Below are 23,566 nucleotides of genomic sequence, written 5' to 3'. Positions count from 1 at the left end.
CTCGCGACGGTGAAACAAGACGTCATCGATCCGGCGCTGGCCGGGCAGCCCGCGGTCCCGGATCCCAAGGCCCCAATTCCGCGCCAAATCCGTTACATCATCGGCAACGAAGGCTGCGAGCGCTTTAGCTTTTACGGGATGCGCAACATCCTGACGATGTTTTTGGTGTCGTCGCTGCTGGTGTATTTGCCGGAGGCGGACCGGGAACACGCGGCGAAAGATGTCTTCCACACCTTCGTCATCGGAGTTTACTTTTTTCCGCTTCTCGGTGGCTGGCTGGCCGATCGTTTCTTTGGAAAGTACAACACGATCCTGTGGCTAAGCCTGGTCTACTGCGTCGGACAGGCATGTCTCGCCCTTTTTGTTTTCAATCGCACCGGCTTTTACGTCGGGCTGGGGTTGATCGCGCTTGGCTCGGGAGGGATCAAGCCGTGTGTGGCGGCATTTGTCGGCGACCAATTCGATCAAACAAACAAGCATCGAGCGAAAGTGGTCTTCGACGCGTTCTATTGGATCATCAACTTTGGTTCGTTGTTCGCATCCTTTTTGATGCCGCTTTTCCTGCGGTATCTCGGGCCGGCGTTCGCTTTCGGGATCCCGGGCGCGTTGATGTTTATCTCCGTCGTGGTCCTGTGGCTCGGAAGGAAGAGCTACGTCATGCTGGCTCCGGCTCCTTCTGACCCGAATTCGTTTCTTCGTGTCTCGAGCACCGCGATCGCTTCGGGAATGCGCGGAAAGGTTCTCGCGGGCCTTGGCGCTCTTGCCGCCATCATTTCGTTTCTTCTGATTCCGAGGCTCGGTTTCGTTATCGCGGCCTGCCTCGCCCTCGTCGCTATGATTGCCTTTGGCGGATTGGGCGTTTGGCTTCAGCTCAACGCCATTCGTGGCAAGCATCCTGACGAAGCGATTGAGGGCGTGCGGGCTGTCTTGCGTGTCCTGGTGCTGTTCGCCCTCGTCACGCCGTTCTGGTCGCTCTTCGATCAAAAAGCGTCGACCTGGGTGCTGCAGGCAAACGCGATGAGCAAACCGGCTTGGTTCCAATCTTCGCAAATGCAGGCGCTCAATCCAGCGCTGGTAATGCTGCTCATTCCCTTCAACAATCTTGTGCTTTATCCGGCCCTGCGCCGCCTCGGCTACGAAGTCACCGCGCTCCGGCGAATGACGGCTGGGATCGCGTTGTCCGGAGTGGCGTGGATCGTCGTCGGCTGCATGCAACTGGTGCTCGACCACGGCACGGTCTTCACGATCGCATGGCAGATTCTCCCCTACGCATTTCTCACCCTCGGCGAAGTGCTGGTTTCCGCGACCGGGCTCGAGTTCGCCTACAGCCAGGCACCGCTCTCAATGAAGAGCGCGATCATGGCGTTCTGGAATCTCTCGGTCACCATCGGGAATCTTTGGGTGCTGGTAGTGAACGCCGGCGTGCAAAACCAGGCCGTGATCGACTTCATCAAGTCGAGCGGTTTCGGGCTGACGGCGTTCCAGATGTTTTTCTTTGCCGTGTTCGCGTTCCTGGCGGCGCTGGCCTTTGGATTGGTCGCCCGGAGTTATCCGGTCGCCGACCACTATCGCAAGGCCTGACAGACGAGTTCCGCGGTGTAAACGGAACCGGCCGGAGTCAGTTCGCTCGAATTCAGAACGAATGATTCGACGTGGATCATGCCGGCATCGAAATCGCCGTGCGATTTTAGAAAGGGACGGATCGTCTGCGGAGAAACGTCGCGGCAACGAGCGAGGGTGACGTGCGGATGGAATGAGCGCAGGTCGGGCTCGAGACCGGTGGAGAGAAGAGCTTCCTGGACGCGTTTATGCAATTGGAACAAATGCGGGTGACCGGTCCCGACTCCAATCCAAACTATCTTCGGCCAGCCTTTCCCAGGGAAAGTTCCGAGGCCGATAAGTGGCAGGAAGAATGACTTCCACGAAATGGCCTGGAGTTTCTTCGACAGCGCTTCCTGGATTTCCCTCGATACGTCTCCGAGAAAGGCGAGAGTGAGATGCATCTGGCGCGGTTCGAGCCAGCGCACGCCGCGGAGAGACGGATCCAATTCTGCGAGCTGCTTGGTAATGGATTCGGGAAGCTCGATACTGACGAAGAGCCGCTTCGAGCTCATCGGTGTCTACACTCCGACCGCGATATCATCCGTCGTGTGATCTTGGGCAGGCTTCTTGAAAGAAAAGGCGAAGATTGCGCCGACAAGACAGAGAAATGCGCCGGCCAGGAACGGGGTGTAGCCGTAATGCCCGATCGGTTTGCGGAGATCAAAGGTCAACAGCCAGCCGCCGAGGAGCGGACCGAGCAACCGGGCCGTGCTGCCGGCGGACTGCATGACGCCGAGGGCACGCCCTTGCCAGCTCGGCTCGATCATTTGCGACGCGAGGCCGCTAAGGGGCGGACTGGCAAAACCGCTGCCAGCTGATAATCCCGCGCAGACCAGCAGCAAAAACGTCAGGTTCCCGCTCATCGGCAACAAGGCGAGCGAAAGCGTGGTTAGGATCATGCCAGCCCGCGCAAGCGCCACTTCGCCGAAGATCTTGATCAATCGGCCGATGAGACCTCCCTGCACAATCACGCTGACGATGCCGACAAAACCAAAAAGGTATCCATTCGCCTGGGCGTCGTAGTTGAAACGCTTTTCCGTAAACAAGGCGAAGAGCGTGGTCATGATCGAGAAACCGACGATCAGGAAAAAATAGGTGCCGATCACGATTGCGAACATGGCGCCGCGGCCGTGCCGGAAAACCTCCGCGATACTGGCTTCCTCATGCGGGCGAGCGCGATGTTCGCGGGGCAAACTTTCTGGCAGGATCAAATAAACGAGCGCGGCATTGACCACGGCGAGTCCGGCCGAGAAGAAAAACGGCGCGCTGTAGGAAATCCTGCTCATCAAACCCCCGATGAGGGGACCGAAGGTAAACCCGAGACCAAAGGCCGCACCGATCAGGCCCATGGCGCGCGAACGTTTTTCAGGAGCGGTAACGTCTGCGATGTAGGCCTGCGGGATCGAAATGTTTCCACCCGTGATGCCGGCGAGGATACGCGCGATGAAAAGCAACGTGAGCGAATGCGCCAACCCCATCAGGGCGAAGCCGAGCGCGGTGCCGACGATGCTGATGAACAGAACAGGCCGGCGACCAAAGCGATCCGAAAGCTTCCCCAGGATCGGGGTGAAAATGATCTGCATGCCGGAATAGATGCCGGTCAGCCAGCCGATCGTGACCGGCGAAGCGTTAAAATGCTCCGCGTAAAGCGGGAGGATCGGGATGACGATGCCGAAGCCGATCAGGTCGATGAAGACCGTGAGGAAGAGAACGAAGAGAGGTGAACGCGCCCGAGCCATGCGAACGTCTAATCTGGATGCGAAGCGCGGGGTGACAAGGAGAGTGAATGGTGAACGGGGGTAGGGAGGGCGCGCTGCGCCGTTCGCGGATTCAGCCAGCGATTTCCGGACGCCGCAGCGCGGCGTCCCTACCTACCCATGTTTCCTGTTGAAGCGCGAAACCTCACGTTGCGTCTCGCGATCGACGGCGCGCTTCTTCAAATCGGCGCGCTTATCGTGGGCGACCTTTCCCTGGGCGACGCCGATCTCGGACTTCAGCTTGCCGTTCTTCCAGTAGAGGCTGAGAACCACCAGAGCCCGGCCGGAAATCGCGCTGAGTCCATACAGTTTATCAATCTCCTGCCGGTGAAGGAGAAGTTTCCGCACCCGCTTGGCCGGCGGGATTTCGTGGCTGGCGCGTTCGTACGGCTGGATGTCGGCGTTGTAGAGGAACGCTTCGCCTTTCTCGATCCGGACGAACGCGTCGCTGATATTGGCCTTGCCGGCGCGGATCGATTTGACCTCGCTGCCTTTCAATTCAAGGCCGGCTTCGTAGCGCTCAAGGATGTGAAAATCGCGTAACGCCTTGCGATTGAGAATCGTCTCGGTCGCCATGGTCGGGCTTCCGGACGCGCCGGGAGTTTAGGCGGCGCCGTCGACGGCTGGCTTCTCGGGGGTGAGCTCGTAAGTAAGCTTGCCGGCGATGATTTCCCGGAGCGCAATATCGGTAAGGGAGGAGCGGGGAGTTGCTTCGACGAGCGGGCGATGGCCCAACCCGAGCTGACGCACGCGGCGGGAAACGACGTTGATCAACAATTGCTGATTCGGGATCACTTGAGCTGCTTCCTGCAGGAGTTGAGTGGTCATATTGCGCAAGGAACGGACGGTGCGGGTCGCTTCCGTCGGGAACTGAAGAACGGTCGGCGTGCTGCCGGAAATCACTGGTGGAATAAGGTTTGAGGCAAGCATCGTCGGGCAAAAGCGAATTGTGACTTTGCGGGCGACCCCAGTCGCTGTCAACCGATTAATTCCTGCTTTCCCAGGAACTTTTCGAGCGCCTACTTGTTGCCCTTCGGCACCGTCACGACCACGCTTTTCGTGGTTGTATTGCCGGAGGCGTCCCGAGCTTCGACCGAAATCGTGTAGATGCGTCCGTTGCCTCCGCCATTTCGGTCCGACATGAGATTGAGGGTGAGATTGCCGGTTATTTGATATTGGCCCTCGCCCGCCTCGTTGCTGGTCACGGAGATGATTCTGGATTGCGGATTCGGGTCGCAAATATCGGTGGCGCTCACTGAGATCGTGATGGGCACCATTTTGTGATTGGGCGGCGAGAGGACGCTCGGGCTCGCGGTGAGGCTGGTAATGACCGGTGGAGTCGTATCGCGGATAGTGACACTGGTGGACTGGCTGACCGGGGCCGATTGCCCATCGTTCACCACAACCATCACGGCCGTGGCGCCATCCGGATAGATGGCGGTATAGCTGGATTGCCCTCCGCTCGTAGGCTGGCCCGCCGGTATTTGATCTGTCTGTTTGATTTCATTATTGACGATCCACTGAATCACCAGGGGGTGGCCGCGGCTGTCGCTGACATGGACGGAAACGCTGGCGGGGGTCCCGTTCCAGGAGGTGCATTCCACCGTTTGGGGCGCGGTGAGAGAATCGATTGAGGGAAAATGCGGCGGCTCCGCCTCGTAAGCGCCAATATCGAGTCGGCCGTTATCGAGACGTGGGGCGCCGCGCTGGTCGCCCATCATCGGCGGGGCGAATGAGTTCGGATCGAATGCCGGATCTCCATGATCAATCGCCACGCTCCCCAGGAGGAGCGCCATGGTGGCAGTTGGCCCACCGTTGTTTTGCAGCGGACCGAGAAGAGGATCGACGTTAATCAGGTCGTTCCCAGTCGCTCCTGTATTGCCCCCGGTGTTGCCAATGAGGTTGTACCCGCGGCTGGCGAATGTGCCGAAAATGTCCGGACCGGCCGGTGCGGAATTGCGGGCGATGATGGTGTTTGCGGCGCTCAGGGAAGCGCCATCGCTGGCTTCGTTAAAAATGCCGCCTCCCAGCGAGGATGCTCCAGCCGAGTTTCCTGAGACCGTGGTGTTGTCTAAAACCAGCACACTATCGTTGTAGATGCCGGCCCCCTGGCTTTGAGCGCCGGAGATATTGTTTGCGATGGTGCTGTTTTGGATATTCAGCGTCCCGAAACTCCAGATTCCACCGCCCTGAGCTACAAATCCGCTCGTCGATCCAACCGAGTTGCCGGCGATGAGAGAGTCGCGAATGATGCCGTCGCCGATGAAGAGCGCGCCGCCTTCACCTCCGTCGCCGGTTGAGTTGCCGGAAAAAATGCATCCGGTCATGAGCGTGGGGGATTCGTTGTAAACAGCACCGGCGATCCCGTCGGTTGGGATACTGTTGTGAGTGAAATTGCAGCGCACGAGGTTCAGCTCGCCGTCCGCGAAAATGGCGCCGCCGTCATGAGCAGAGTTCTCGATGAACACACAGTCAGTCATCGTCACTGCGATCCTGCTGGGACCAAAAAATGCGCCGCCCAGGCCAAAGCCGGAAGCCGTGTTACGCAAGAATGTGCAATTGCTGAGCTCGAGGGCGGAGCCAGGAGAATTAATCGCTCCCCCCAGTCCGTTAGGCGCGGCGTTGTCGGTAAAGATGCATCCAATCGCCGTGGCCCGGGCTCGGGTGACCCGCAGGGCGCCTCCATCGCCGAGTCCGTTCTTTAGCGTGAGACCCGTGAGGGTGAGGGGAGATATTGCGGAAAAAATGCGAGTGCGGTTGCCGCCACTGATCGCAATTTGATCTGCGCCTGGCCCGTCGATCCTCAGCTCCCGGATCACGTTGAGCGGAGTCGCCAGCAAAATAACCTGACCGTTTAGAGACGGGTCGAACTGGATCACATCGCCGGCCGCCGCGGCGGCAATCATTGCTCGCAGGGAACCCGCGCCATTATCAGCCGTGCTCGTTACGGTAAGCGTGCTGGCGGACACCGAGACGCATGAAAGCGCACCTGCGAGAAGGCAGAGGAAAGCTCTCATGCGTCTATCTTGCTAACGAATGTCCTCCACGTAGCTGACGATGCGGTAGTCGACGGCGTCGCCTTCCGTATCCAGGGCGCGATCGTAATGCCAGCTGGTGTTCCCGTTTCCATAGAACGTCTTGCACACGATCGCGCCCGTGAGGTCTGGATTGCCGTTGAGCACCACGTCGGCGCTCGGTGCGTAAAAGGTGGCGGCGAAATCGCCCGGCGGTGCGATATGGATGAACTGGACGGTCGACGGATTGGTCGGGCTGATTGAGTAATACTGGAGGTTGGCGGCGAGTCCACTTTCGTTGTCGATGTCGCGGGCTTTGATGTCGACGTTCCCATCGATAAACAGTTTCACGTGGACGTTGTTCTTGACCGTTACGCGCGCGGTCAGGTCACCCGTGACATGGACAGCCACGTAGGTTTGCGCACTGCCAACGGGGTTGATGGTGAGTCTCCCGCTAAGACTGGAGAGGAGATAATAGGTTGGGGCCTGTGGCGTCCCAGCCGCAGGCGGTGTCACAGTCACATCCGTAGTAACAGTCGTGGGCGAGGACTGTGGCGGCGGCAAATCCGTCGGCATCTTGAATGGCGGAATCGTGAAGGGAACGTTGTTGTCAACCGTTCCCGTGATGTATTGGGTCGGCAAGATTGTCCCCCCATTTGTGGAGATATTTCCGTAGAGCATTCCGTTCACTGCATCAGGGGCGACCGCCCCTCCGATCGCGACCGAGCCGCTGCGGGAATCCTTGTAGCGCGGGCTCGCGGGATTGTTAGCGACGAAAACGTAGGGGCCATCCTTGGAATTGTAGCTGTCGATCTGTGCGGCCGAGCCCAGGCCATAATATGAACCAGTGGTTTTGATGGCCACTTCGAACGGCGTCACCGGAGCACTGATTTGTTCGATGCGACGGGTGATTTGCGGATTCGGCACCGGAGTAACCGTTGGGCCTACGCCATCGCCATCCTTTCCGTAGGCCGCAATGAAGTGATCGGTTCGGAAGTCGATTTTCCGGAGCAAACTATCGCCGCGCACCCCCGCGCCCATGCGATCGTCCATTCCGGTCCGCGGCAAGCCGTTCACCGGCGCAGTCCCCTTGGTGCGGGCCCGATACCACCTGTTCCCCGTGGCTGGATCGGAATAAAAGTTATCGACCACCGTACTGGTGGTGAGGTTGTTAGAGCCGAATGTTGTCACAGGGCTCGAGTATTTACTCCCGGATTTCGTCCAGCCGTTGAACGCATGGGCCGGATCCGCCACGGGTCCGTCTGGAAGTGCGTTGGGGAATCCGGTGGGGACTCCGACGGTGATGATCTTCCTGACCTCGGCATAAGCGATGTCACCCCCGGCTTCCGCTGCCATGAGCGAGTCCTTCCAGCTGCGCACCTGGCTCGACGAGACATTGAAACGAGTCGTGCAATTGCGGAGCACGTTGGCTCCAATGAGCGATAGGATCAGGATCGCGCCCAACGCGCAGATCAGGACGTTGCCTTCTTCCTCGAAGCGTTTTACGCGTTTCATATTTACTCCTTTAAGGGCGATTAACCGCGCCGTTTGTTTCTCAGGTAAGCTGTCGAATACACTGTCGTGCCCGCCCGGGCGGTATCTTGGGCGGCCTGTGTGCCACCGGACGTAAAGATGGGTTGGAAGCTGATGCTGGTCTTGGTGTACTCCGTATTTGCCAGCTCCACGTCGGTGGTCTCCGGCACCAGCCGATCTGTGCTCGACGCGACCGTCGTGACAACGCCGTTCTCGGTCCGGAGAATCGACAGTCCGCTGATGGAATAAACCACCGAGCTGGTGGTGGCGCCGTAGTTAACCTGCCATCCGCTCGGCGTGTAGGTCATGGTGGGCGTCCGCGGCGTGCCGATCAAAGCGGGATTGACCACCGCCTCGGGGTCGCCCTGCTGGATAATGTAGTTCGGAACCGTGATCGTCACCGTCTGAAGCTCCGGATGGTTTAGCGGCGCAAATGTCGTCACGATGAGGCCGCGTTTTACATCCCGGCTGAGATAATCCACAATGCGCACCTGCTGCATGTGGGTGCCAAAATATCTGTCAATGGCATTGAAGCTCTTCTGGAGCGACCCGGATGAAGTGAAGGTCGCACCCATGACGACACTGCTCGTCGCCAAGGCGAGCATCATTTCAGGTAAGGTGAAGGCGAGGTTTTTTAGTGAAGGTTTGAGTTTCATTTTTTTGATCCGTTTGACAGGATGTTGGTTGACTCTTCTGTTCGTGGACGTCCGCCGAATGTCATTGCCCAGGCGACTTTCACCTCGACTTTGACAAGCCCGGTGCCGAGATCGGTTGCGACCGAGTTGGTGGTTACGGTTCCGGAAGGTGTGCGCGTGAACTGCGTCACGCCGTTGGGGGTGGGAAAAGCGCTTATTTTTACCGTCTCCGTGGCCTTGCCTGCAAAGGGCGCCGCGTTGGGCGCTGTCGCCATTAAGTTCTGGACTGCGGTGGTGCTGACCAGGTCGGTGAACGACAAATTCCGCAACATTTCCGAGCGATCCTGCACGCTCTGAAGAGCTGCAACCGACTCTTTGGTAGCGTCAATGTAGCGAAGGCAAACCGCGTTGAGCTCGAAAATGGAGGCAAAGAAGACGGCAAGAAGAACGAGGCCGACCATAACCTCGGAGAGGGTCATGCCACGGTTTGGAGCTATTTGAGGCTCTTTCATGCCAAACGTCATAATTACCATAACTAGGCAGCACATCATGTGCCGGTTTTCTCGTTCCTGCGACAGCGTTTTCGCGGAGATGATATTTTTGGCGATTTTTATCAATATTGATAGTCGTCCTTGGTTGGGCGCCGATTTCTATCGGGCTCCCAAGCACCGCAGGTCGGATCGGGCAGGGCGCACCCCTAGCCGACGAATTCGGCCCGATGGCCTCCGGTTTAGTGGATTCGGGAAAGTGCGATTGCTGAAAGCGCCGCGGACGCGTTACCCTGTTCCCAACGGGAAGCGCCTTTATCCGCGTTTGGGTTGCACTCGTGCGCGGTATCGGCTTGCCACGGTTCGGGAATTAAGCGACATATTTGCCGTGCCGCGTCTACCAGATAGCGCGGTGCTTAGTTCGGGCTGTGGCTCAGCTTGGTAGAGCGTTCGCCTCGGGTGCGAAAGGTCGCAGGTTCGAATCCTGTCAGCCCGATTAATTCTCGCAATCCCGCTGCCGCGTGGTCAGTTTCTCCCCTCGCGGCCGGCATTCATGAATCAAACCGTTCTCACTACCATCGCCCTGACTGGTTTCAGCGTGGCATTTTTTCACGCCGCGATTCCCACGCATTGGCTGCCATTTGTCCTCACGTCTCGAGTGCAAAAATGGAATCCGGCCAAGACGATCGCGGTCACTGCGATGGCCGGAACGGGACACGTTATCGTGACTGCGGCCCTGGGGTTGGCAATTACCTTGTTTGGTTCGGCAATAAGTGACCGCATCGGCGCCTGGTTCCCGCGCATCGCGGGAGGAGCGCTCTTTGTTTTTGGACTCTATTATCTTTTCCGTCAGGTGTTGGGGAAGGGGCACGTCCATTTTCATTATCCCCACGAGCATTTGCATGAACAGGGGCACCACAACCACGAGCATGGTCACGAGCATGAGCATGGTCACGAGCATGAGCACGGTCACGAGCATAGACACGGACACTCCCATGAGCACGGACACGACGACGGTTACCAGCCACGCCGCACCTCGGATCGAGCGGCCATCCTCAGCTTGCTGGCGTTCCTGACCTTTTCTCCCTGCGAGGGATTCGTGCCGTTTTACGTCTCGGGAATTCGCTATGGCTGGGCGGGGTTTGCAGTCCTGACTGCGGTCCTCTCCCTCGCCACCGTTGCGGGCATGGTCATTTTCACTTCCCTTACCCTGGCGGGCTTAAGCAAAATCAGGCTCGGTCTTTTGGAGAAATACGAAAGCGCCTTAATGGGCGTCCTGCTTTGCGCAGTCGGCCTTTTCATCATTGTTTTCGAAACATGAACAAAAAGAGTGCAGCCCTGGAGGTCGGAAATCTGGCGCCCAAGTTTCGGACCATCGCGGTCGGCGGTGAATATGGCGCCGGTCGGGAAGTCTCTCTCTCAGAGTTCCGGGGCGCGCCGGTTGTTCTTTACTTTTATCCGAAGGACGACACCCCGGGTTGCACCGTTCAGGCCTGCGGTTTGCGCGACGCCTGGGGCGATTTATCGGTTCGAGCAAAGATTTTCGGCGTCAGCGTGGATTCCGCGGGCAGCCACGAAAAATTCATCGCGAAATATCATCTGCCGTTTCCTCTTCTTTCCGATCCGCAGAAAGAGATCGTAAACGCCTACGGCGTTTGGGTTGAGAAAAGCATGTATGGAAAGAAGTACATGGGAGCCGAGCGAAGCACTTTTATCGTCGACCGCGCCGGGCGAATTGCGGCGATATTCCGAAAAGTAAAGCCCGAGGAGCACGTTGCGATCGTGCGGGAGGCGTTGGAAAACCTCGCCTCCTGAAGAAAGAACTGTTGCGGAGGGGCGCAACCGGTGCTTGCGTTGCGCTCCGGTAAGCCGGAATGCTGATAAACCTTTATGGGCTCCCTGAAGAAACGTCGGAAAGCGAAGATCTCCAAACACAAGCGTCGCAAACGCATGAAGGAGAATCGCCATAAGAAGCGTTTGCGTTACAAGTCGTAATCGCCTCGCTCAGATTGCCCCTCGTTAGGTTTCACACGGTTTGCGCCCGGGTTGTGCTGCCCTTAGAGTCATGCAAATGATCTTCGGGAAGAACTGGAGCAGGATCACTCTCCGTTGGGTTCTTCTTTGCGGCGCCCTTTTTTTCCTGAATGAGCTCGTGGTGTCTCGCGCCTTGGCGTTGGCCACCGAGGCGGCGCCAAAAAGCCCGGCCGGAAAAAAAGCCGCCCGTCAGGACGACTCCTTCAACCCGGCGGCGCCGAAGGACCTGGCCCTCCAGCCGCCAAACGCGCGCAAGGCGGAAGCTCTCGCCGACTTTGTGGAAGGCGCCCGCCTGGAAGAAAATGCAGAGTTGGAGAACGCGCTCGCCGCCTACCTGCGCGTCCTGAATTTTGATCCGGGCCAGGCCGAACTCGCTTTGCGCGTGGCGGCGTTGCTCAGCCGCCAGGAAGATTTCCCGCGTGCGATTGACGTCTTGAAAGACGCTATCAAGGCCAAACCCAAAGAGCCGGGGCCTTATCTCCAGCTCGCTTTCATCTACGCGAAATACCTGAAGAAGACCGACCAGGCCGTGAAATACGCGAACCAGGCCATTGTCCTGGACCCGCAGAATTTCGACGCTTACCAGCGCCTTTATGAGATTGAAGCGGCGGCGGGGGAACCGCAGAAGGCGCTCGTGACCCTTGATCGTGCCGCCAACGTGAAAAGCGAGGATCCCGCTTTTTGGATCAGGCTTGGGAAACTTTTCGCCACGATCCTTTTCAAGACGGAGACGGAGCCCAAGCCGGAGACTATTAAACGGGTGAACGGTTTCTTCGAGAAAGCCGTCGCGCATGCGGGTGACGATCCGGCCGCGCTCAAAGAGGTGGCGGACTATTATGCTGCGTCGCAACAAATCCAGGAAGCGATCCCGCTCTACCTGAGGGTGCTCGAACTCCAGCCGGATGATTTGAATGCGCGTGAAAAACTGGCGACTGGCTTCGTCCTGACCAATCAACGGGACAAGGCGATCGAAATGCTTCAGGAAATCATCAAACAGCATCCGGAACGGTATCAACCTTACGATTTGCTCGCCCAGCTTTTGGATGATGCCGCGCGCGCCCTGGAACGGGACAACAAGCCCGAGCAGGCAAGAGCGGAATTTGCCAAGGCGGCGGCGAATTATGAGCAAAGTCTGCTGATCAATCCCGGCCGGGCCAACGCCTACCTGCGGCTCGCAGAACTGCTCATCGTCCCGATGAGGGAAAGCGAACGAGCGGTGAAAGTTCTCACCGAGGCGCGCCTGCGGTTTCCCACGGCGCCGGAGTTCACCTACTTCCTGGCTATCGCCCAGCGGGAGGCGAAACATCCTCAGCAGGCGGTCGTCACCTTCGAGGAAGTGCTGAATGAAGCTCAGGCCGTAAACGAGGAAGTCCTCACCGCGCGTTTCTTTTTCGATTATGGGGCCGCGGCCGACCAGGCCGGGCTCTACGATAAGGCCGCGGACCTGTTCCGGAAATCAATCTCTCTCGACCCAACGAATGCGGCCGAAGCCTACAATTATGTCGCGTTCATGTGGGCCGAGCACAACATGCATCTCGACGAGGCCGAAGACATGGTCGGACGTGCTCTTCAGTTCGATCCGAATAACGGCGCCTATCTCGACACCCTTGGCTGGGTCCATTTTCGCAAGGGAAAATTCGAGGAAGCCCTGGCCGAATTGTTGCGCGCGTCGGAGAATCTGACGAAACCGGACGCCGTCGTTTTGGAACACTTGGGCGATACCTACTCGAAACTGAACCGGGTCGCCCAAGCGCTCGATTTTTGGCAAAAGGCGATTGCTTTGGCGCCCGACAACAAGTTGCTCGCGGAGAAGATCGAGAAAACCAGGACAACGATGAGCCAGGGACCGGCCTCGAAAATTAATCGAATCGACTAGGCGATAAACGCGCCCCGGTTGCGGAACCGGCCGGCGCAACACCGCATGACAAAATATCCCACCGTATGGCAGCGAAAGACGATGTGGGCCGCGCTCACGGCGTTTTTCATTGTCGTGCTCATCACGATCGGATGCTCGGTCGTTTGGATTACCGCCAACGTGGTTGGGTTCATTCAGCCGATCCTGATCCCGGTGGCGATCGCGGTAATCCTCGCCTACCTCCTCGATCCGGTGGTCACCTGGATGTGCGAGCGGGGCCTCGGCCGCACGAAAGCGGTCGTTGCGCTTTTTGCCATTGCCTTCCTCTCGATCGGCGTCCTGGTTGCCTGGCTCGCGCCGATCGTTTCGATGCAGGCAACGAACGTGGGCCGCGAATTACCCCAGTACACCCAAAAAGCCCGCGATACAGTCGTCGATCTCATCTACAAGTACGATCACACGTTTGGAGTTCCCGGACCGAAACAAACCAAGAGCTCTTCGCCAACGTCCACCCTGTTGAACTGGCTCTTTGCCGCGCCGACACCGGCTCGCACCTCCACGCCGTCGCCGCCGACGGACAATTCCACGCCGGTTATCACCGCCCCTGCTCGGGATGAGATTGGGCCGACGCCCGAAAAAATCACCACGGCCGATCGCCAGCGCATTCAGGCCTCGGTCCAAAAGCAATTGCCGAATCTGGAGCGCCAACTGCCCTACATCGGCGAAAAGATCTGGGGCTTGTTGAAGCAAAGCATCGGCGGATTCCTCGGCGTGACCGGTTTTCTGCTTAGTCTCGTGATGGTCCCGATCTACCTCTTTTTCCTCCTGAAAGAGAGCCCGGAGATCGAGCGACGCTGGCGGGAGTATCTGCCCCTGCGCAATTCGCCGTTGAAAGACGAAGTGGCCGCGGTCCTCTCCCAGATCAACAACTACGTCATCGCGTATTTTCGCGGCCAACTTCTCGTTTGCCTTATTGACGGCACTCTCATCGGCACCGCCCTCTTTTTCTGCGGCTTGAATTTCGCGCCGCTCATCGGCGTGCTCGTTGTGATCCTGACGATGATCCCCTATATCGGCATTGTTCTTTGTTGGGTCCCTGCCGTCCTGATTGCCTTCGGCCAATGGGGGGATTGGCAGCATCCGCTGCTGGTGACTCTCGTTTTCATCCTGGTCCAAAATCTCGAGGCGCTTTTCATCGCCCCGCGCATCGTGGGAAACTCCGTCGGTTTGCATCCGATGACAGTGATTGTTTCCATTTTCGTCTGGGGCCTGCTCATCGGCGGCTTGCTCGGCCCGATCCTGGCGGTTCCCCTGACGGCGACCGTCAAAGTCCTTTTGGCCCGCTATGTCTGGGGCCGGCGCCTGCGTGAGAGAGTGGCCGACGCCGTGGAGGAAGTTCCGGTCGTGAAGCGTTCGGAACATGCGGCGCACGCGTAGCTTCGAGCGCGTCCAAAGGGGAACGTCGGCGCGCAGTTGCATTCGCGCCTGCTTGCAGGGATAGACATCCGCAATGACCGAGCATGTTCGACGCACCCGGCGAAAACGCCGGGTGAAGAGAGTCCGGAGCCAATTTACGGCGTTTACGCCGGCGCGAATCGCGATTTGCGCAGCCGCCCTTGTCGCAGGGTTTGCGGTCGGCTTTGCCATTCTTACCTACGGACCGCACGCCTATCGAAACTGGCGCGAATCAAATGCTCTGAAACGCGCTTCGGCCATGCTGGCCAAGGAAGACTTCGACGGAGCGACCCGGGCAGCTCGGGAAGCCCTGGCCCTTCATCGCGATTCAATCGCCGCCCTCTATGTTTTAGCCGAGGCGAGTGAAAAACAGAACCGCCCCGAGACGGTGGCCTGGCGGGCGCAAATCGCCCGGCTCGAACCGGACAACCTCGATAGCCAGCTCAATCTTGCTTCGGCCGCGCTCCGGTTTGGGCAGCTCGATACCGCGCGCACAGCTCTCGAGAAGGTCACTCCGGCTCAACGGGACCGCGCTTCCTATCATGTTGTCGCCGGCTGGCTGGCCCGGGCCCAGGGTAATGACGCTGACGTCGAAATGCATTTCGCCGCGGCGCTCGAGAAGGAGCCCACCAACGACCTTTATCAATTTAACCTCGCCGTTCTGCGCATTCGATCGTCCGCGCCGGAGAAAAGGGAGGAATCACGCAAGGTCCTGGAGCGCCTCAAGAAGATCGCGGCCTATCGCGCCGGTTCCTTGCGCGCTTTGCTGAGTGACGCCGTGCAGCAAAACGAACTCCAACGTGCGGACACGCTCGCGCAGGACCTGCAAATGAGTCAGCAAGTCACGTTCGCCGATGATCTCCTTTGCCTCGAATTCTATCGGAAGCTCGACGAGAAAAAATTTGCGGCGCTTCTGGAAAAGGTAAAACCGATCGCCGCTCGTAATCCGCTCGATCTCGCGTTGCTGATGGATTGGCTGCACAAGAACGGGCTCGGGGCCGAAGTCCTCAAATGGATGGAAAAACTGCCCGCCGAAATAACGACCGTTCCGCCGCCGGCCATCGCCATCGCTGACGCCTTCGTCGAAGCAAAGAACTGGTCTCGTCTGAAGCGGTGGACCCGCAGCGGCAGTTGGGACGATTCGGAATATCTCCGGCTGGCTTATCAAGCCTACGGTTCGAAGCAGTCGCGGCAGAGTTCTTCCGATGCGGAATTCTCCTCGCTCTGGCGTTCTGCCGAACGCGCCGCGAGCGACCGGACCGATCGCGAAGTCAATCTCGCCCGGCTGGCGTCGAAATGGAATTTGCCTCTCGAAGCCGAGCAGCTTTGGCTGCGGGTCTCAAAGGATGCGCCTCTCCGCCGGGAAGCACTCGATGCTCTCTTCCGGATCTATCGCGCGAACAACGACCTGACCAATCTTTATCGCATCGCCCAGCGCCTGCATGAAAGTTCGCCAAATGAAATAGGCGCGGCGGCGAATTACGCCCGCCTCGCTCTGCTGGTCGATCAGAACCCAGCCGAAGGGCATCGCGTTGCCAAAGAAACCTACGATCGCGCGCCCAACGAAGTAAATGCCGCGATGACGTACGCGTTCTCTCTCTATGGGCTCGGTCGCACTGCCGAGGGTGTGGAAATCATGAAGAAGTTGCCGCCCGAGGGAGTCCACGATCCGCATGCTGCCGTCTATGCTGCGGTGCTTCTGCTCGACGAAAACCAGGTCGCCGCGGCCCAGGAATACATCGCCGCGGCCCAGGCTGGACCGATCTTTCCGGAAGAAAAAAAACTGCTGGAAGAGGCCGTGGCGAAAGCCTCCGCAGCGACTGCAAATCCCACGGCTACGCCTTCGCCAACACCGTCTCCCTCGTCACGTTCCTGACGCTGCGGTCTGGATTGCTTTTTCGACGACCGCCGCCGCCAGGCCCTGGGTGGCGTCGTCGAGGGCGGCATTAGCAGCCTTGAGCTTTCTCGCGTCGTTGGTTTTCAAAGCCTCCCGAACACCATTAACGCAGAGGAGGATCGTTGCTCGTTCAGTCGGAGCGAGGGCGTCGCCAACCCGCTCAAAGGCAGCATCCACGGCACCGAGCATCTCTTCGGATTTCAGTTTCGCTTCCGTCCAGACTCGTTCGGTCATGTCCTCGAAAGCGTGCTCGAGCGATTCGGAGATCATCGCTTCGACCGCTTCATCCGACACATCCACGGCACTGTTGATTTCGACAATTTTTTCCAGGCCCGTTTTTGTGTCGCGGACCAGGACATGAAGAAGGCCGTTCGCATCGATCTCGAACTGGACCCCGACGCGAGCGACGCCTTTGGGCGCCGGCTCAAATTCAATCTCAAAATTGCCAAGCGGCCAGTTGTCCCGTGCCATCTCGCGTTCTCCCTGAAGCACCTTGATCGACATCCGTCGCTGTTGATGCACCGCGGTGGTGAACATTTCACCGGCCTTGATCGGGATCGTCGAATTGCGCGGAATGATCACATTCATCAGGCCGCCGAACGTTTCGATCCCCAGCGAAAGAGGAGTCACGTCCAGAAGGACCACGTCGCGGATTGCGCCTGACAGAATTCCGGCCTGAATCGCTGCCCCGGTCGCCACTGCTTCGTCCGGATTCTGGGACGTGTTTGGCGGACGCTCGAAGATTTCCGCGACAAGGTTCCGAACCAGCGGCATGCGGGTCATTCCTCCGACCAAGATCACTTCATCCAAATCGGCCGGAGCGATTTTTGCATCGGCGAGCGAGCGCCGGCAGTGAGCGCTAGTTTGGTCGACAATTGGCCGCGCTAGTCGCTCCAGTTCCTGGCGGGTCAGGGCAGAGGAAAAATTCCTTTCCCCACCCAGAAACGGGATTTCAATTGCGACGCTTTCGGCGGTGGAAAGCCGATGCTTCGCATCGATCGCCGCCTGACGGGCTCGCGCCGCGTCTTCGGGTTTATCCGCTCGAAATCCCTTCACTTGCAGGTGAGCAAGGATTGCGTTGTCGATGTCGTCGCCCCCGAGCCGCGTGTTACCGTTCGTAGCCAGAACTTCGAAGACGCCGTTATTCAATTCGAGGATCGAAATGTCGAAAGTGCCCCCGCCAAGGTCGTAAACCGCGATGCGGCGACGGCCCTCCAATTTGTCCAGTCCATAGGCCAACGCGGCCGCGGTAGGTTCGTTCACGATGCGCTCCACGGTGAAACCAGCGAGCTCACCAGCTCGTTTCGTCGCGCTTCGCTGGGCGTCGTTGAAATAGGCCGGAACCGTGATCACCGCGCGGGAAACAGAATGGCCGAGTGCGGTCTCGGCGTCGTCTTTCAGCTTTTGCAGGATCAACGCCGAAATTTCTTCGGGGGAATAACGTCGTCCGTTTGCAGCGACGCGAACCGGCTGTCCGCTCTTGCGTTCAAGCAGGTACGAGACGTCCAGATCTGCAGCGCGCAATTCGTCGCCCCGCAATCCCATGAAACGCTTAATGGAATAAACGGTTTCTTTCGGATTTAAGACTCGCATCCGGGCCGCGGCCTGGCCAACCAGAGGCGCGTCCGCCGGCGGAAAATGAACGACCGAAGGCGTCAGGCGCGCTCCATTTTTGTCCGCGATCAGAATCGGAAACCCCGAATCCATCACGCCGATGAGCGAGTTGGTGGTGCCCAGATCGATGCCGACAATCTCATTCATCTCAACGGAGCATCCATGGACCAAGAGATGGAGGCAACTGGATCGACCGCGATGGCGATCCCTCAGATTGACTTATTGCCACTCGCTAATCTTGACGGCTTAAAGCCGTCAAGATTTTGGAGGCCCAGTTCGGTTGTTTGAGATGCGATGGGGGCGGTGCTCCAATTCGTTCTCGCTGGACGTCGTCCGAACTAATCTTTGTATGGATCGACAATGTCCTTGCCGGCCATCGCGACGCCGAGCGGCTTCAGCGTATGTAAAATCCGGATCGTCCCTACATGCGCGGCGAGGACATCGGGAAGGCGGCGATAAGCTTGCGGCGCTTCATCGAGGTCGCCGCCGCGTAACACGACATTTTTATCCGCGATCCATTTCATCATCTCGTCGTGCCGGACCAGTCCTTCCTTGCGAATTCGTTTTCCATCCACCTTCACGAACTTTCCCTTCGCCGCCGTGCGGGACATGATCCGCCCGGCGCCGTGCACCGTGGAAAACAACGCCTCTCGCGAAGCTGGAGAATCGACTCCTTCGATGATGACCGCGTCGTCGCCCATGCTTCCGCCCACGAAACCTTTTTGGCCGGGAAAGGCCGGCGTGGCTCCCTTTCGCACCACCCAGTATCGCTCTCCGTCGTGTTCCTCCCGCCAGGCAAAGTTGTGATGATTGTGAACCTCCTCAATCGCCTTCGCTCCCAGGATTCCACGCACGACGTGTCGCGCCACGGCTTCGCGGCCAGCATAGGCATAACGCCCCGCCAGAGTCATCGCGGCGATATAGTTTTCTCCGAGAGCCGACGCTTCAGACACTACCGTGGGTGGAACGTCCATTCCGTCCTTGCCTCCGGCCGCCTTCAAAAAATAGGTCGCCGTTTTGTGTCCGAGCCCTCGAGAACCGAAATGGACGCCGACCCAAATACGATCGGACTCGTCCGCAAAAATATCGACGTAGTGATTGCCGCCGCCGACCGTTCCCAGCTGGCTCGCCGCGCTTTGTTTGAGCTCACGCAGCGGCGAAATCTGCCAGGCGGGATCGTCGAACAGATCATGATCGATCCGGGTCTTGCTCTTTTGCCCGATGCCGAACGACACATCGCGGACGACGTCGTTCATAATCTCTTCCATCGCCGGCCCGATCTGTGACCGGGTGGCATCGGTGAGAATGGCAAGATTCCCGCAGGCGATATCGAACCCAACTCCCGAGAGAGAGATTTTGTCCGTGTAGGCCACGACCCCGCCGATCGGCTGGGCGTAGCCTTTATGTCCATCCGCGCAGAGAACCCCGCGCTCGCCCCCGTCCGCGACGCAGCGCTCGATCTGGGCAATGGTCGCCTCGTCGTGCTCGCCGAAAATCTTTGTCTTCACCGGGCGAGCCTTTCTTCGGCGACAACCCGCCAGCTTTCGACATCCTGCCGCGATTCTATTCGCGCCGGGCTGAGAACGGCTTTCACGGTGTCGAAGGTAGCGTCGCCAAAAGGCAGAGCGATCGAGCGGGCGAGCTCGCGTTTCGTTTCCGAATCCATTGTTTTGTAGAGCAGGCTGAGGTGCGGGTTCAATTCGTAATCGCCTGGCGAACCCGATGCGCGCCGCAAATCTTCACTCAGGCGGGCCAGGTCAGGGTGCGGTGCAAAGCGAATGAAGAGCGTTTCGGTGAATTTGTCGGAGTAACCCAGCCCCAGAGCTTCGAGCCGGAATCGCCGGTGCCCGGGCAGAACTTTCGCCAGAACTTCAGCGGGATGTCCCCGTTCCGCGCTCATCACAAAAATTGTAACATGCGGTTCGAAAACCGGTGCATCGAATCGCGCTGCGAGCTCCCGGATGAGCGCCGCGCAATAACCCCGGGCCGGTTCACCCGGGCAGAGCCAATAGGTGATGATCTCTCCGCGCGTGCCCATCGTCCTGCACTGGTGGAACAAGGAGCGGCGGTTTACAAACCGCCGTCGCGTTTTTCTAAAACGCTGGCCGCGGTTTGGAAAGCGCCGCGCCTTGCGTACCGTGCCTCATGGTAACGAATGTTCTTGGCACCGAACTGCGCTGCTGTTGCCGCGATCCGCTGACGGGATTCTATCGGGATGGATATTGTCGCACGGGCCCGGAAGATCTCGGGCTTCACACCGTTTGCGTGGAAGTCACTGAGGAATTTCTCGATTTCTCCGTTCTCGATGGAAACGATCTCGTGACGCCGATGCCGGAATGGGGTTTCCCCGGACTAAAGCCCGGAGACCGCTGGTGTGTCTGCGTCACACGCTGGAAAGCCGCGCTCGATCACAACCGCGCCGCGCCGGTCGACCTTGAAGCGACCCACTCGTCTGTGCTCGAGTTTGTCGATCTGGAGGATTTGCAGGCCCATTCGATTAAACATTGAGGCCGGCTTGCGCGGCTCTCGTTCGCAAGCTACAACCTTCTGCGATTTTGAAACTGCCGTTTAGCTTCTTCCTTGCGCTGCGTTATCTGCAACCGAAGCGCACCTTTGTCTCGATCATCACCCTCATTTCGGTGCTCGGCGTGATGCTGGGAGTCATGGTGCTGATCCTGGTCATCTCCGTCATGACGGGATTCGACCGCGAATTGCGCCAGAAGGTAATCGACTTCGACGCCCATATCCTGGTCAGCACCGAGGACGTCCTGCGCGATTGGCGCGATCTGACGGTGAAAATCCGGAACACTCCAGGCGTGGTCGGGACCGCTCCCTATGTGCAGGGCCCCGTTATCGTGGAGTTTCAAACGCGCCGGCTGGCGCCGCTGATCCGCGGGATCGATCCGGTGGAAGAGGAAAAGGTGGTGCCGCTGAAAAAGTTCATCAAGAAAGGCACACTCGATCTGGAGGGAGATTCCGCGGTCATCGGAGTGGAACTCGCCCGCAAACTCCAGATCAACGTCGGGGACAAACTGACGGTGTATTCACCGGGCAATCTCGGTGAGATCCTGGACGGCATTAAAGGACTGGAGAACACGAAAGGCGACGACGAGCGCAAGGCGATCGACAAGTTGCGCGAGGTTGTTTTGCCCAAGGAACTGACGATCACTGGAATCTTTGAGACGGGACATTACTTGCACGACTCGGAGTTCCTCCTCGTGCCGATCTACGTTGGCCAGGAACTTTATGGCCTCGGGGACGCGCTCCATGGCCTCACCGTCAAAACCACCGATCCGTATGCCGCCGAGGGCGTGAAGCAGGAGATCCAGAAATACCTCACCCCGCCCGAATTTGCCCAAACCTGGATCGACATGAACAACCAGTATTTCGAAGCGGTTCGGCTCGAACGAACCGTGATGTTCTTTCTGCTGTTCTTCATCATCATTGTGGCCGCGTTCGGGATCATGAACACGCTCATCACCGTCACGGTGCAAAAGACGCGTGACATTGGAATCATGAAAGCGATCGGGGCCAATATCCGCCAGATCGTGTGGGTCTTTCTAGGTCAGGGTGTGGTGGTCGGACTTTTCGGGACGCTCACCGGGCTGGCCCTGGGCATGACCCTGATTCGGTATCGGAACGAATTCAGCCACTGGCTGGCGAATACGTTCGGAATCGAGGTGTTCCCGAAACAGGTCTATCAGTTCTCGCAAATTCCGGCGCAGGTCGTTCCGATGGATGTCGCCAAGATCTGCATTGGCGCTTTCGTGGTCTGCTGCGTTTTCGCGTTTCTTCCGGCCTATCGAGCGGCCAGGCTCGATCCCGTGAAAGCGTTGCGCTACGAGTAGTCATCCTAAGCGGAGTGCTGGGGGTCCCTCGACTTCGCTCGGGATGACAACTAGTTTTGGCGCATGAACCGATTCGTGGTTGCGCTTCTCATTTCGTTCACCGCATCGCCGCTCCTCGCCCAGATCGACCGCATTACCGGCCGGCAGTTCGCCACTCGTTCGGAAGTGCTCGCGCGGCACGGCGCGGTTTGCACCAGCGTCCCGGCCGCGACGCAGGTCGGCCTCGACATCTTGAAACGCGGCGGAAGCGCGGTCGATGCCGCCATTGCCGCCAACGCCACTCTCGGTTTGATGGAGCCGGTCTCGAATGGCGTCGGCGGCGATCTGTTCGCGATCGTTTACAGCGCCAAGGAAAACAAACTTTATGGACTGAACGGCAGTGGACGTTCGCCGCTCGGCTTGAGCTACGACCAAATGAAAGCCGAGCTCGACAAGTTGAACCGCAAAACGATTCCGCCCCGCGGCATGCTCCCCATCAGTGTGCCGGGCACGGTCGATGCCTGGAACGAGCTGCACAAGAAATTCGGCAAGCTCAAATTGAGCGACGATCTCGCGCCAGCCGCAAAATATGCCGAAGAAGGTTTTCCAGTGACCGAGCTTATCGCGTTCTACTGGCACCTTGGGCCTGAGCTTTATAAGGATTTGCCCGGCGCGTTTCTCGAAACTTACACACTCGATGGCAAAGGCCGGACGCCGGCGAAGGGCGATATTTTCAAAAACCCGGCGCTCGCTTCCACGCTGCGACTGATCGGCGAGAAAGGGCGCGACGCCTACTATCAGGGCGAGATCGCGGACAAAATCGACGCGTTTATGCGAGCGAATGGGGGTCACCTGCGCAAGATCGACTTCGAGAAACATACCTCGACCTGGGTGGATCCCGTGTCGGTGAACTATCGCGGTTACGACGTCTTCGAGTTGCCGCCGAACGGACAGGGGATCGCGACGCTCCAGATCTTGAACCTGCTCGAGGGCTTCGATCTCAAGGCCATGGGTTACAATTCGCCTGCTGCCCTTCACGCCATGATCGAAGCGAAGAAGATCGCGTGGGCTGATCGCGCAAAGTTTTATGCGGATCCTGCTTTCGCGAAAATCCCGCTGGCCGGGTTGCTTTCGAAAAACTATGCGGCCGAACGGCGCAAGCTGATCGATCCCCAACACGCCGCGAAAAAGATCGCGCCCGGAAACCCGGCCTTGAAAGATGGGGACACGATCTACCTCTGCACCGCGGACGATGAAGGCAACATGGTCAGCCTGATCCAGAGCAATTACCGGGGCATGGGGAGCGGCATCGTCGTTCCCGGCCTCGGCTTCATGTTCCAGGATCGCGGCGAATTATTCTCGATGGAGCCCGGCCACGCCAACGTCTATGCGCCAGGCAAGCGGCCTTTCCACACCATTATCCCGGGCTTTGTCATGAAGGACCAAAAGCCGTGGCTGGCGTTTGGCGTGATGGGTGGGGGGATGCAGCCGCAGGGACACGTCCAGGTCCTGACGAATCAGATCGATTTCGGGATGGGCGTTCAGGAAGCCGGCGACGCTTCCCGCTGGCAGCATGAAGGCGATAGTGAGCCGACCGGCGAAAAGCTCGACGAGCACGGCGGCTACGTAAATCTCGAAAGCGGCGTTCCGTGGGAAACCGTGCGGGAATTAAGACTGAAAGGCCACGACGTTCGCTACGACCTCGGTGGGTATGGCGGCTATCAGGCGATCAAAGTCGAAATGCACGACGGCCAGCGGGTCTATGTTGCGGCGAGCGAAAGCCGCAAGGATGGGCAGGCTGCGGGGTATTAAATCCCGCAACGTTGCAGGCTTGTAACGTCATAGGGCGTTAGAT

20 protein-coding genes and 1 tRNA gene are annotated in these 23,566 nt (G+C 58.6%); 10 read left to right on the top strand and 11 right to left on the bottom strand.

The window, feature by feature from the left end; all coding sequences use genetic code 11:
* Nucleotides 1-9 precede the first annotated feature (9 nt).
* Nucleotides 10-1,581 carry an oligopeptide:H+ symporter gene (locus VJU77_00205; GenBank protein ID HKP01755.1) on the top strand — a complete coding sequence of 524 codons (1,572 nt, stop codon included), beginning with the start codon at nucleotides 10-12 and terminating at the stop codon, nucleotides 1,579-1,581.
* On the opposite strand, the gene thpR is transcribed toward VJU77_00205, so the two are convergent.
* From thpR to VJU77_00165, 8 genes are all read right to left on the bottom strand, one after another.
* Nucleotides 1,566-2,114 (bottom strand): RNA 2',3'-cyclic phosphodiesterase, encoded by a 549-nt coding sequence (gene thpR / locus VJU77_00200; protein HKP01754.1) that lies wholly within the window; start codon nucleotides 2,112-2,114, stop codon nucleotides 1,566-1,568. The genes VJU77_00205 and thpR overlap by 16 nt on opposite strands.
* A 6-nt stretch (nucleotides 2,115-2,120) precedes the next feature.
* Nucleotides 2,121-3,341 (bottom strand): MFS transporter, encoded by a 1,221-nt coding sequence (locus VJU77_00195; GenBank protein HKP01753.1) that lies wholly within the window; start codon nucleotides 3,339-3,341, stop codon nucleotides 2,121-2,123.
* 132 nt (nucleotides 3,342-3,473) lie between these two features.
* Nucleotides 3,474-3,935 (bottom strand): SsrA-binding protein SmpB, encoded by a 462-nt coding sequence (gene smpB / locus VJU77_00190; GenBank protein ID HKP01752.1) that lies wholly within the window; start codon nucleotides 3,933-3,935, stop codon nucleotides 3,474-3,476.
* A 27-nt stretch (nucleotides 3,936-3,962) separates the two neighbouring features.
* Nucleotides 3,963-4,289, bottom strand: coding sequence for a DNA-directed RNA polymerase subunit omega (locus VJU77_00185; protein ID HKP01751.1), 327 nt, complete (start codon nucleotides 4,287-4,289; stop codon nucleotides 3,963-3,965).
* Nucleotides 4,290-4,378: 89 nt separating this feature from the next.
* On the bottom strand, nucleotides 4,379-6,376 hold the full coding sequence (locus VJU77_00180) for a choice-of-anchor Q domain-containing protein (protein HKP01750.1): 1,998 nt from the start codon (nucleotides 6,374-6,376) through the stop codon (nucleotides 4,379-4,381).
* A gap of 12 nt (nucleotides 6,377-6,388) precedes the next feature.
* Complete coding sequence (locus VJU77_00175; GenBank protein ID HKP01749.1) at nucleotides 6,389-7,888, bottom strand: hypothetical protein; 1,500 nt, start codon at nucleotides 7,886-7,888, stop codon at nucleotides 6,389-6,391.
* 20 nt (nucleotides 7,889-7,908) lie between these two features.
* Nucleotides 7,909-8,562 (bottom strand): hypothetical protein, encoded by a 654-nt coding sequence (locus VJU77_00170; GenBank protein HKP01748.1) that lies wholly within the window; start codon nucleotides 8,560-8,562, stop codon nucleotides 7,909-7,911.
* Complete coding sequence (locus VJU77_00165; protein HKP01747.1) at nucleotides 8,559-9,158, bottom strand: prepilin-type N-terminal cleavage/methylation domain-containing protein; 600 nt, start codon at nucleotides 9,156-9,158, stop codon at nucleotides 8,559-8,561. The genes VJU77_00170 and VJU77_00165 overlap by 4 nt, the downstream gene beginning before the upstream one ends.
* 293 nt (nucleotides 9,159-9,451) lie before the next feature.
* Here VJU77_00165 and VJU77_00160 point away from each other — a divergent pair.
* The 6 genes from VJU77_00160 (at nucleotide 9,452) to VJU77_00135 (ending at nucleotide 16,249) form a co-directional block, all read left to right on the top strand.
* A tRNA-Pro gene (locus tag VJU77_00160) sits at nucleotides 9,452-9,525 on the top strand.
* A 57-nt stretch (nucleotides 9,526-9,582) separates the two neighbouring features.
* On the top strand, nucleotides 9,583-10,350 hold the full coding sequence (locus VJU77_00155; GenBank protein HKP01746.1) for a hypothetical protein: 768 nt from the start codon (nucleotides 9,583-9,585) through the stop codon (nucleotides 10,348-10,350).
* Nucleotides 10,347-10,844, top strand: a complete 498-nt coding sequence (locus VJU77_00150) for a peroxiredoxin (protein HKP01745.1) — start codon at nucleotides 10,347-10,349, stop codon at nucleotides 10,842-10,844. The genes VJU77_00155 and VJU77_00150 overlap by 4 nt, the downstream gene beginning before the upstream one ends.
* A gap of 250 nt (nucleotides 10,845-11,094) precedes the next feature.
* Nucleotides 11,095-12,939 (top strand): tetratricopeptide repeat protein, encoded by a 1,845-nt coding sequence (locus tag VJU77_00145; GenBank protein HKP01744.1) that lies wholly within the window; start codon nucleotides 11,095-11,097, stop codon nucleotides 12,937-12,939.
* Nucleotides 12,940-12,984: 45 nt separating this feature from the next.
* Nucleotides 12,985-14,355, top strand: a complete 1,371-nt coding sequence (locus VJU77_00140; GenBank protein ID HKP01743.1) for an AI-2E family transporter — start codon at nucleotides 12,985-12,987, stop codon at nucleotides 14,353-14,355.
* A gap of 73 nt (nucleotides 14,356-14,428) precedes the next feature.
* Nucleotides 14,429-16,249: a tetratricopeptide repeat protein gene (locus tag VJU77_00135; protein ID HKP01742.1), complete on the top strand. Its 1,821-nt coding sequence runs from the start codon at nucleotides 14,429-14,431 to the stop codon at nucleotides 16,247-16,249.
* Here the strand turns inward: VJU77_00135 and dnaK are convergent.
* From dnaK to VJU77_00120, 3 genes are all read right to left on the bottom strand, one after another.
* Nucleotides 16,238-18,031 carry a molecular chaperone DnaK gene (gene dnaK, locus VJU77_00130; GenBank protein HKP01741.1) on the bottom strand — a complete coding sequence of 598 codons (1,794 nt, stop codon included), beginning with the start codon at nucleotides 18,029-18,031 and terminating at the stop codon, nucleotides 16,238-16,240. The genes VJU77_00135 and dnaK overlap by 12 nt on opposite strands.
* 191 nt (nucleotides 18,032-18,222) lie before the next feature.
* Nucleotides 18,223-19,392 (bottom strand): RtcB family protein, encoded by a 1,170-nt coding sequence (locus VJU77_00125; protein ID HKP01740.1) that lies wholly within the window; start codon nucleotides 19,390-19,392, stop codon nucleotides 18,223-18,225.
* Complete coding sequence (locus VJU77_00120; protein HKP01739.1) at nucleotides 19,389-19,922, bottom strand: 2'-5' RNA ligase family protein; 534 nt, start codon at nucleotides 19,920-19,922, stop codon at nucleotides 19,389-19,391. Before VJU77_00120 ends, VJU77_00125 begins: the two co-directional genes overlap by 4 nt.
* A gap of 107 nt (nucleotides 19,923-20,029) precedes the next feature.
* On the opposite strand from VJU77_00120, the gene VJU77_00115 reads away from it, so the two are divergent.
* The 3 genes from VJU77_00115 (at nucleotide 20,030) to ggt (ending at nucleotide 23,523) form a co-directional block, all read left to right on the top strand.
* On the top strand, nucleotides 20,030-20,392 hold the full coding sequence (locus VJU77_00115) for a DUF2237 domain-containing protein (GenBank protein HKP01738.1): 363 nt from the start codon (nucleotides 20,030-20,032) through the stop codon (nucleotides 20,390-20,392).
* Nucleotides 20,393-20,439: 47 nt separating this feature from the next.
* Nucleotides 20,440-21,732 carry an ABC transporter permease gene (locus VJU77_00110; protein HKP01737.1) on the top strand — a complete coding sequence of 431 codons (1,293 nt, stop codon included), beginning with the start codon at nucleotides 20,440-20,442 and terminating at the stop codon, nucleotides 21,730-21,732.
* 63 nt (nucleotides 21,733-21,795) lie between these two features.
* Nucleotides 21,796-23,523 (top strand): gamma-glutamyltransferase, encoded by a 1,728-nt coding sequence (gene ggt / locus VJU77_00105; protein HKP01736.1) that lies wholly within the window; start codon nucleotides 21,796-21,798, stop codon nucleotides 23,521-23,523.
* Nucleotides 23,524-23,566: the final 43 nt, after the last annotated feature.

It is taken from the genome of Chthoniobacterales bacterium (assembly GCA_035274845.1).
In the GTDB taxonomy this organism is placed as follows: domain Bacteria; phylum Verrucomicrobiota; class Verrucomicrobiia; order Chthoniobacterales; family UBA10450; genus AV80.
Note: the sequence above shows the minus strand (reverse complement) of the source record. Positions and strands in the feature narration are given on the sequence as shown.

What these genes read in the sequence shown, in the direction of transcription:
- ggt (HKP01736.1), top strand. Translation starts at nt 21,796, where the DNA reads ATGAACCGATTCGTGGTTGCGCTTCTCATTTCGTTCACCGCATCGCCG.
- VJU77_00120 (HKP01739.1), bottom strand. Translation starts at nt 19,922, where the DNA reads ATGGGCACGCGCGGAGAGATCATCACCTATTGGCTCTGCCCGGGTGAA.
- dnaK (HKP01741.1), bottom strand. Translation starts at nt 18,031, where the DNA reads ATGAATGAGATTGTCGGCATCGATCTGGGCACCACCAACTCGCTCATC.
- VJU77_00195 (HKP01753.1), bottom strand. Translation starts at nt 3,341, where the DNA reads ATGGCTCGGGCGCGTTCACCTCTCTTCGTTCTCTTCCTCACGGTCTTC.
- VJU77_00115 (HKP01738.1), top strand. Translation starts at nt 20,030, where the DNA reads ATGGTAACGAATGTTCTTGGCACCGAACTGCGCTGCTGTTGCCGCGAT.
- VJU77_00145 (HKP01744.1), top strand. Translation starts at nt 11,095, where the DNA reads ATGCAAATGATCTTCGGGAAGAACTGGAGCAGGATCACTCTCCGTTGG.
- VJU77_00180 (HKP01750.1), bottom strand. Translation starts at nt 6,376, where the DNA reads ATGAGAGCTTTCCTCTGCCTTCTCGCAGGTGCGCTTTCATGCGTCTCG.
- VJU77_00140 (HKP01743.1), top strand. Translation starts at nt 12,985, where the DNA reads ATGACAAAATATCCCACCGTATGGCAGCGAAAGACGATGTGGGCCGCG.
- VJU77_00135 (HKP01742.1), top strand. Translation starts at nt 14,429, where the DNA reads ATGACCGAGCATGTTCGACGCACCCGGCGAAAACGCCGGGTGAAGAGA.
- thpR (HKP01754.1), bottom strand. Translation starts at nt 2,114, where the DNA reads ATGAGCTCGAAGCGGCTCTTCGTCAGTATCGAGCTTCCCGAATCCATT.
- VJU77_00155 (HKP01746.1), top strand. Translation starts at nt 9,583, where the DNA reads ATGAATCAAACCGTTCTCACTACCATCGCCCTGACTGGTTTCAGCGTG.
- smpB (HKP01752.1), bottom strand. Translation starts at nt 3,935, where the DNA reads ATGGCGACCGAGACGATTCTCAATCGCAAGGCGTTACGCGATTTTCAC.
- VJU77_00185 (HKP01751.1), bottom strand. Translation starts at nt 4,289, where the DNA reads ATGCTTGCCTCAAACCTTATTCCACCAGTGATTTCCGGCAGCACGCCG.
- VJU77_00150 (HKP01745.1), top strand. Translation starts at nt 10,347, where the DNA reads ATGAACAAAAAGAGTGCAGCCCTGGAGGTCGGAAATCTGGCGCCCAAG.
- VJU77_00170 (HKP01748.1), bottom strand. Translation starts at nt 8,562, where the DNA reads ATGAAACTCAAACCTTCACTAAAAAACCTCGCCTTCACCTTACCTGAA.
- VJU77_00175 (HKP01749.1), bottom strand. Translation starts at nt 7,888, where the DNA reads ATGAAACGCGTAAAACGCTTCGAGGAAGAAGGCAACGTCCTGATCTGC.